Origin of the sequence: Winogradskyella marina (genome assembly GCF_015645385.1) — a bacterium.
Classification (GTDB): domain Bacteria; phylum Bacteroidota; class Bacteroidia; order Flavobacteriales; family Flavobacteriaceae; genus Winogradskyella; species Winogradskyella marina.
This window is the reverse complement of the sequence record NZ_JADOET010000016.1, coordinates 68,159-77,001: the sequence shown is the minus strand read 5'-3', so window position 1 is coordinate 77,001 and position 8,843 is coordinate 68,159. Positions and strand designations below refer to the sequence as shown.

Here is an 8,843-nt window from a genome sequence, read left to right as displayed (position 1 = left end):
CCTGTGATCTCACTATTCTTAAGGCTTAAATCCATTTCTGTTATACCGTCTGGTGTGCCATCGTCACAGACTTCTAATGCTGTTGGTGCGATTACTGTTGGTAAAGGGTTAACGATAATGTCAAAACTTGTTGTGCTATAACATGTTGGATTCATCGTGTCTACAAACCTAACATAAATTGTTTCCTGATTTATAGTAGAATTTATATACGTCGTCGGTAAGTCATTTACGTTATTATTTGCATCTTCTAGGCTACCATGAAAAGTCATGGTATATCGCATTGCATCTTGTCCTCCTAATATTTCTGCTTCTTGACTGCTTAAATCAAAAGTACCAAAACCGTCATTGTCAGTATCACAGATTTCTATATTATCTGGTGTTGTGGCTATAGCTCTGTCGTTAACAACTAAGTTAAAAAGAGCTGTCTCAGACACAGTGTAACAATTAGAATCACCTAAACTCGCTACTCTCACAAATATCGGTTGTGGGTTTGCTGTATTGGGAAAGTCTGATGGTAAAGCTCCGTCTCCTGAATCTGCTTCTGCAAAACTTAAATGATAAGTAACCGTGAAATCTACGGCTGATTGTGCCCCTAATATCGTTGCATTTTGTGCGCTTAAATTAAAGGTTTCAAAACCATCGTTACTTGTATCGTCGCATAACTCTAGGTCTGAAACTGGATTAATGGTAGGCTCAACAGCTGTAGATATTGAGAATGATATAATATCTGCACAAATTTGAGATGCATCTGCTAAACGTGCCCAAATCATTTGAGGACTAGCAGTATTAGTATAAAGGTCTGGTAAAGGGTTAATATTATCTATAGCATCTTGTTCCGAAAGATGGTAGCTTACAGAAAAAACTGTTGAATCTTGGTCACCTATTATAAGATCGTCGTTTACTCGTAAATCAAATTCCTCTGTGCCTGTTTCACTACAAAGAACTAAATTCGAAGCTGTATTAGCCATTGGGCTATCTCTAAATTCAACAATAATAGGATCGGCAGAACCTGAACAAACATTGTCTAATTCAAAATCGGCATAATAAACTCCTGGCTCTGTTACTGTAAGTGTTGATGACACTTCACCAGGAATAACTACATCATCTTTATACCAAACATGGGACCCTAGTTCAACCCTTGTATCTAAAACAACTTCCGATCCACCACATTGTGCAGTACCAGCTGCAATTGTAACGTCGTCACCTAAATCACCTCCTAAGTTAAAACTACCACCTTCAATAAAAACACCAGAATCAAATAGGTTATCCCTATCATCTCCAATAACCAATTTTATGGTATAAGTTTCACCTGGAATAACTGTTGATTCTGCTAAAAACTTAGCTGTTCTACCATCAAAGGCAATTGGAGGTCCATTAGTAGGAGTATAAGCTCCAAAGTGACGCTCATTAACTGCTCCACAAGACCCATTATCTGGGTGAATATTAGTCACCAAAATAGGCTCCATTGAACCCGGTATAACTGCCAAATTAGAAACGTTACCATCAGAGTCTGTCAATAAAAAAGCAAATGCATCTGAAAAATCACATTCAAACGTACCCATATCGTATTCTTCAGAAGCCATTAAAAACTCAAAACTGAAAGTATTAGCCAACGGTACAAAATCAAATTGAATATATGTCGCATTATGAGAATCAACACCTAACTCATCATCTAAATCATCATCTCCAGGCCAAACTCCAGACCCATCACTTAAAGTTCCGTTATCATTGGGCCCTCTAGCCTCACTCGCATCACCACTTGTAAGCAACAAACCATCTTTAAAAGGGAAGTCTAAACCATTACTAATAAAATAGCCGATACCATTTGGTTCATCTGAACTATAAGAAGTACCCGTTACAGCAACGATATTAGATACCGTAGCACATGGACTATCTATTAGGACATCTTCAATTAATTGTTCAGGAGTAAACGTTTCTTGGTCTACAACAACATTTGGGCCCAATACAAAGACAGTAATGGTCTCTGTTGCTGAACAGCCTTGTGGATTGTTATCTGTAACAGTTAAGGTAACCGTATATGTTCCGGCTGCACCGAACACATTAGTAACATTGGTGCCTGTTGCTGTATTATTATCTCCAAAATCCCATTCATAAGAAGCATCTGTCCCATCTAAGGAAAATATTGCACTTGCGGAAAAATCAACAGATTCAAAAGGAAGTATACTAACAACACCTGTCGCATTAGTTGCTGGCGTGGTTTCATCTATTGATACTACAATATCTTGACACGGAGTTGCACATAATATATCGGCTTCCCAACCATTAAGATTACCACCATCATTAGACACAAACTTTATAGTTAAACACCCAGAATCATTATCTTCTGAAGCTGAAATACTCCCTGGATTAGATGTTCCATTAAAGGTTCCTAACAATGGATCTGATACATCATCACCATCATAAATATACATTGTGTCTGGCTCCGGACCTAACTGTGTTGTAAACAAAGTAAAATCAAGAATGATAAACTCATTTTCATTTTGAGGGCATATGGTCGTTATAATATTTTCATCATCACCATAATTTCCAAACTCACCACCAGAATCATAAAATTTATAGGGAGCACAACGTGTAAACGTCCCATCTTCCATTAATATATCTTGAGCAAAACCAATTGTTGAAATTAAAAAAATAAAAAGATATAGGAGTTTTTTCATAAAAAAGTACTTCAATTCATAAGTGCGTAAATTCTTAAATAAAACCCAAAAAACAAACGCGAAAATTCTATTGAGCTCGAAATTTAATCAAATTATATTAATTGACTTAAGATTACAGTTATAAAACAACATCTAAAGGTTGAATGTTTCAGCTTGATATTTCATACTTTTGCAAATAAAATAATGGCACATAAAATGGCACAGACCAAAATTTCCATAGTCACAACATCTAACGATACCATAAAGAAGTTTGAAGCTGATCGATTTCTAACCAATCACAACAGCTTTGAATTCAATAATATAGACGACGCAAAGCATTCACCTTTAGCTCAGCAATTATTCTATCTTCCATTTGTTAAAAAAGTATATATCGCTTCTAATTTTATAGCCATTGAACGCTATAATATAGTTGAGTGGAAAGACGTAGAAGTTGATGTTGCGCAGCAAATTGAAGACTACATATCTAAAGGTGGCATCATTGTTAGTGAAGATGCTGTAAAACCTAAAGCTGCAGTTACTGTATATGCAGAAAGCACCCCTAATCCTGGTGTATTAAAATTTGTTTGTAATAAAGTTTTAGTTCCAAGTTTGTTTGAGTTTAAGTCTATTGAAGAGGCTAAGCCATCACCTTTGGCAACGGCTTTATTTCAGTTTCCATTTGTGAAAAACGTATATATGGAAAAGAACTTTATCTCTATTACTAAGTTTGATATTGTTGAATGGGGAGATATCACACTTCAATTACGTGAGTTTTTAAAATCTTATGTCGAAGAAGGTAAAACTATTTTAAATGACAATGCTCCTAAGCAGTTAGAAAAAACAGAAGAAGCCATTGAACAAAAATTTGAAGCCTTAGATGATACTTCTAAAAACATTATAAACATCCTTGAAGAGTATATAAAACCAGCGGTTGAAAGTGATGGTGGAAATATAGAATTCAAATCTTATGATGCTAATACCAAAAAAGTAGAGGTTTTATTACAAGGAGCTTGTAGTGGATGTCCTTCTTCAACCTTTACTCTAAAAAATGGTATAGAGAATATGCTGAAGGAAATGCTAAATGACAACTCTATTACAGTTAATGCTATAAATGGTTAAAGTTTATTAAAAATCATTGAATTTTTAAAACTTTCCTATAGTTTTGAGGAAATTAATTACAAAAAAATCATGAAAAAAAATCTAAGAAAAGTTACAGTAGGTTTACTATTCTGCTCATTATTTCAAGTTATATCAGCTCAAGATGTTAATGTAGATATAGCTACCGAGCGCAATTTAATGTCAAAAAATATAAGTTCTAAAGTTAACGCGGAAGGCTCTCCATATATCGACGAAAATTTCTCGTCTGTCCGTATTGCTGAACAGAATAATAAAATCTACGTTGCCAGATATAATGCATATAATGGCGAATTAGAAGTTAAGTTAGATAAAGGCAAAATAATAGCTTTAGATAATAATAGTGATTATGAAGTTACTTTCACTTTGACAGATAAAAAGTACAAAACCAAAACTTACATTACTGAAAGCGGTGTATCTAAAAGAGGGTTTCTTGTTGTTCTTTCGGAAAATGAAAATCATAGCCTTTTTAAAGAAGAACGAATTAAATATTATGAAAAAGTTGAAGCAACATCTTCTTACCAGCAGAATAAGCCAGCTAAATTTAAAAAACAAGATGATCTTTACTACATTCAACTAGGAGATGTAGTGACTATTATGCCTCAAAAGAAAAGAGACTTATTGAAAGCTTTTCCTGAAAATTCGAAAAAATTAAAATCGTACATGAAAACGAATAAATTAAATCCAAAACATGAAGATGATCTTATCAAAATAGCAGATTACTTATCTACTCTAAAATGATAATAACATATTTCTTTTTTAATATTTACTAATTATGGACACACAAAAATGGATTGACGAAGGTTACAATTTTATAATTGAGTTTGGCCCAAAAGTACTTGGAGCTATTCTTATATGGATAATTGGTAACTGGGTTATTAAAGTACTTCTGAAAAGCATTAAAAAAACAATGGATAAAGGTGACTACGATGAGAGTTTAAAAAAATTCTTATCAAACCTTATTAATTGGATCTTAAAGATCGTTTTAATTGTTGTTGTTCTTGGAACTGTTGGTGTAGAAACAACATCCTTTGCCGCAATTCTTGCTGCAGCTGGTTTAGCCATTGGTTTAGCACTTCAAGGTTCTTTAGCTAATTTTGCTGGTGGTGTATTAATTATGATTTTTAAACCGTTTAAAATTGGGGATTATATTCAGGCACAAGGTGAAGCTGGAAGTGTTAAGGAGATTGAAATCTTTACAACAAAACTAACAACACCAGATAATAAAGAAGTTATTATCCCTAATGGTAGCCTATCTAACGGCAATATCACTAATTATTCTACGGAAAACAAACGTCGTGTTGATTGGACTTTTGGGGTTGGATATGACTCTGACATTAAGAAAACCAAAGAAGTTATTTTGGAAGTCATTCAAAAACATCCTTTAATCCTTCAAGATCCAGCACCTGCAATTAACGTATCTGAATTAGCAGATAGCTCAATTAACTTTTTTACTAGAGTTTGGGTGAACACACCAGATTACTGGGCTGTAAAATTTGATATTACAGAACAGACTAAAGAAGCCTTAGATGCAGCTGGTATAGATATTCCTTATCCTCATCAGGTAGAAATACATAAAGAAGGTTAATGCTTCTTTTTTAAAGCTACAAAATCTTTTAAATAATAAGGTTCAAAATAAGCGACATCTTCGGTGTCGCTTTTTTTGTGCTTGTTTTCAGCTAAAAGCGCCATCTCATTTGCAGAAGGTAACTTCCCTTCAATAAAAACAGCATTAGGATGCTGAATTAAGCTTTTAGTCTTTTCAACACCATTACCTATAAAATAAACCTTATGATCTTTAAGAAGGTCACTATAACTCTCTTCTGTAAGAATTTCGGCCTGTATTTCTCTATGTAATTCTAAATTTGAATTATAAATAGCAGCATACACTTCCATACGTCTGGCATCTAACATTGGGATTATAAATCCATCTCTAAAGTTAACTTGATGCGCCAAACTTTCTAAGGTAGACACTGCAATTAAAGGTTTATTTATCGCAAAACATAAGCCTTTAGCAGACGATACACCAATACGCAAACCTGTATAAGATCCAGGACCTTTACTTACAGCAACCGCATCAATTTCTGAAGGTTTATATTTTGAAATCTTAAAAACCTCATCAATAAAAAGGTGTAATGTTTCGGCATGTGAAAAGCCTAAACTATTATCTTCTTTTAAAACTAAAGTCTCTCCATCCTTAGACAGAGAGACTGAACAATTTGTTGTTGCTGTTTCTATATTGAGCACTAATGCCATTAGCAAATTGGTGTTTGTTATTCCTCTGTATTAGCCTTAGAAGCCTCTGAGGAATTTTTATTTGTTATTTCAATTAAATCCCCAGGGTTTAAGTTTTTAGAAACCATTATATAAGGGCCAGTTATAATTTCATCGTCTTCAGATAAACCTGAAATAATTTCAATATTAGTATCATCTTGAATACCTGTTTTTACAACTCTAAGTTTTGCTTTTCCATTATCGTTAACAAAGACACATTCAAACTTTTGTTCTTCCGAATCAAACTCACCAGAATCTGTCGTCATTGTTTTTTCATATGGCTTTTTGGTCGAACTTGTATCTGTTTTAATCACAATGGCACTAATAGGAACAGAAATAGCACCTTTTCTCGTTTTTGTAATAACATCTACTGTAGCTGTCATTCCTGGCCTAAAAGGCGAATAGCTTTCAGGCTTTCCTTCTGTTAGATCTTTATAAGATTCTTCAATAATTCTAACCTTAACTTTAAAATTAGTTACCTGGTCTGCTGCTAAAGTTCCAGCTGCAGAATTAGCGATTTCTGTAACAACACCCTTAAATTGTTTTTTTAAATAGGCATCAACTTCAACAATAGTAGAATCTCCGATAGACACTTTTACAATGTCATTTTCATTAACATCGACTTCAACCTCCATGTTTTTTAAGTTTGCCACTCGTAAAATTTCTGTACCAGCCATTTGTTGCGTACCAACCACACGTTCACCTAACTCTACACTTAATCTTGAAATTGTGCCGGTCATTGGTGCATAAATCGTAGTTCTATTTAAGTTGTCTTTTGCTTCATTTACACTAGCTGCAGCACTTTGCACGTTGTAATATGCCGAGTTCTTCCCAGCCACTGCAGTTTCGTAAGCTGCAATAGAACGGTCCCAATCTGCTTTAGAAATTACACCTTTGTTAAAAAGCGTTTCGTTTCTCTCGTAATCGGCTTTAGCTTGTTTTAAATTTGCTTCAGCTTGCTCTAAACCAGCTCTCACATTTTGATAAGACGCTTGGGTTCTACTCACCGCAGATTGAATTAAATCGGGATTCACACGAACTAACAAGTCGCCCTTTTTAACCTCTTCTCCTTCTTTGAATGGTAATTCTAAAATTTCACCTGAGACTTCTGAAGATATTTTGACTTCAATTTCTGGCTGAATTTTCCCAGTAGCAGATACGGTTTCTACAATATCTTTTAAAGTTACTTCCTTAACAGTTACCGCTTTAAATTCTCCTTTTTCACCAAACCATCCCATTTTAGATCCAGCAACTAAGATTAGTAGTACTACAACGACAAGTGTGATTATAATTTTTGTTGTTTTGCTCATAATTAAAACTTTAGTTCAGTTGCAGGAATTCCGAAATATAATTCGAGTACCTTCAACTTAAAAATGTAATCGTATTTAGCACGATTCAATTCAATATTTGCATTATCAAATCTTAGTTTAGATTGACTAAAATCGAATGCGTTAGTTAAGCCTACGTCGTAACGTTCTTTGGCATAGTCATAGGCTAATTGTTGCGATTCTACTGCTGATTTTGCTGCTTCATAAGATTTTAACGCTCCTTTAGCATCGACATAAGCTTGAAATACCGTAGATTCTAAATCTAATTCTGCCTGCTCTAATTGAAATTTAGTTCGTTCTAAATTAATTTTATTTCGTTGAATATTGCCTTTGGTTGCAAATCCATTTAAGATAGGAATATTTAATTGTAAACCATAAGAAATACCATCATTTTGATATAGTTGATCTACAAAAGGATCTGCACCAACTTCTACAGCAAAAGTGTTTGGAACTTCACCAACCACCACTTGACCAGTTCCTTGAACAGTACCAATTTCTTGTGTAATTGTTGGGTTGTTTGGATCTATACGTTGATCAAATGAAGCTGCATCTGTATATCGTGTATCATATCCAAAGAACGCTGATAGCGTTGGGTAATTAGCACTTTTAGCAATTTGTAAATCTTTATTTGCTAGTTCTACATTTTGCTCAGCAATTTTAATTTCGGAACGTGTTTCTTTTGCTTTAGATAATATTTCGGATACACTTTTTTCTGAAATGCCTTCGTCTATAATATCATAACCTTCATCTTCGATATCAAAATTTTCGTAATCTTTAATTAATAATAACTGTGCAAGACTTATCAATGATATCTGAATGCTGTTTTCTGCATTTATTATAGATTGTTGTTCACTAGCATCGGTTGCCTTTATTTCTAAAAGGTCACCCCTTGGAAGTGATCCAGCATCTACTAATTCTTGAGTTCTTTGAATCTGTGCTTTGGTGACTTCGTTTTGAGACTTAAATACTTCAAGATTAGCCTTATTTAATATGACTTGTAAATAATTATTAGCAACAAAAAGTGAAATATCGTCTTTCATTTTATCTAAACGATACTGACTTGCAATTTTTGAGATGTCTGCACGTTGCAATTCTCTAAAATTTCTAAGTCCATCAAACAACGTATAACCTACATTAACGCGACCTGTAACGGATAAAAATGTAGTGGTTTGCGCGTTGTTTGTTACCGGGTTAAAACTTAAACCCGTATTCTCCGAAACTCCACTATTAGCACTTATCGAAGGTAAAAAATTACCAACAGCAGAAAGTCTCTCGATATCTGTTGCTAATACGTCTAATTCACTTTGCTTAACAGAAATATTATTCTCCAAGGCATATTCTACACACTCTTGTAGCGTCCATTTTTTATTTTGTCCTTGTACTATAACTCCAAAAAGAAGTAATGTGACTATGATTGATTTTTTCATGATACCTATATGTCTACGTAAAC

7 protein-coding genes are annotated in these 8,843 nt (G+C 34.0%); 3 read left to right on the top strand and 4 right to left on the bottom strand.

What is annotated here, in order from left to right:
* A partial coding sequence (locus tag ITJ86_RS14980; RefSeq protein WP_230080321.1) for a choice-of-anchor L domain-containing protein occupies positions 1-2,678 on the bottom strand: 2,678 nt, incomplete at its 3' end.
* Positions 2,679-2,873: 195 nt separating this feature from the next.
* Here ITJ86_RS14980 and ITJ86_RS14975 point away from each other — a divergent pair.
* From ITJ86_RS14975 to ITJ86_RS14965, 3 genes are all read left to right on the top strand, one after another.
* The gene (locus ITJ86_RS14975; protein WP_195872469.1) at positions 2,874-3,776 is read left to right on the top strand and encodes a NifU family protein; all 903 of its coding nucleotides are present in this window, start codon (positions 2,874-2,876) and stop codon (positions 3,774-3,776) included.
* Positions 3,777-3,845: 69 nt separating this feature from the next.
* On the top strand, positions 3,846-4,532 hold the full coding sequence (locus tag ITJ86_RS14970) for a hypothetical protein (RefSeq protein WP_195872465.1): 687 nt from the start codon (positions 3,846-3,848) through the stop codon (positions 4,530-4,532).
* Positions 4,533-4,566: 34 nt separating this feature from the next.
* Positions 4,567-5,379 carry a mechanosensitive ion channel family protein gene (locus tag ITJ86_RS14965; RefSeq protein WP_195872464.1) on the top strand — a complete coding sequence of 271 codons (813 nt, stop codon included), beginning with the start codon at positions 4,567-4,569 and terminating at the stop codon, positions 5,377-5,379.
* Here ITJ86_RS14965 and tsaB read toward each other — a convergent pair.
* Genes tsaB through ITJ86_RS14950 form a run of 3 tightly spaced genes read right to left on the bottom strand, consistent with a single transcriptional unit; the run spans position 5,376 to position 8,820 of the window.
* Positions 5,376-6,047 (bottom strand): tRNA (adenosine(37)-N6)-threonylcarbamoyltransferase complex dimerization subunit type 1 TsaB, encoded by a 672-nt coding sequence (gene tsaB, locus ITJ86_RS14960; RefSeq protein WP_195872463.1) that lies wholly within the window; start codon positions 6,045-6,047, stop codon positions 5,376-5,378. The two genes, ITJ86_RS14965 and tsaB, sit on opposite strands and share 4 nt — an antisense overlap.
* A gap of 17 nt (positions 6,048-6,064) precedes the next feature.
* A complete protein-coding gene (locus tag ITJ86_RS14955; RefSeq protein WP_195872462.1) occupies positions 6,065-7,375 on the bottom strand; it encodes an efflux RND transporter periplasmic adaptor subunit in 1,311 nt (436 codons plus the stop codon).
* Between the two features lie 2 nt (positions 7,376-7,377).
* Complete coding sequence (locus ITJ86_RS14950; protein WP_195872461.1) at positions 7,378-8,820, bottom strand: TolC family protein; 1,443 nt, start codon at positions 8,818-8,820, stop codon at positions 7,378-7,380.
* Between the last annotated feature and the right edge of the window lie 23 nt (positions 8,821-8,843).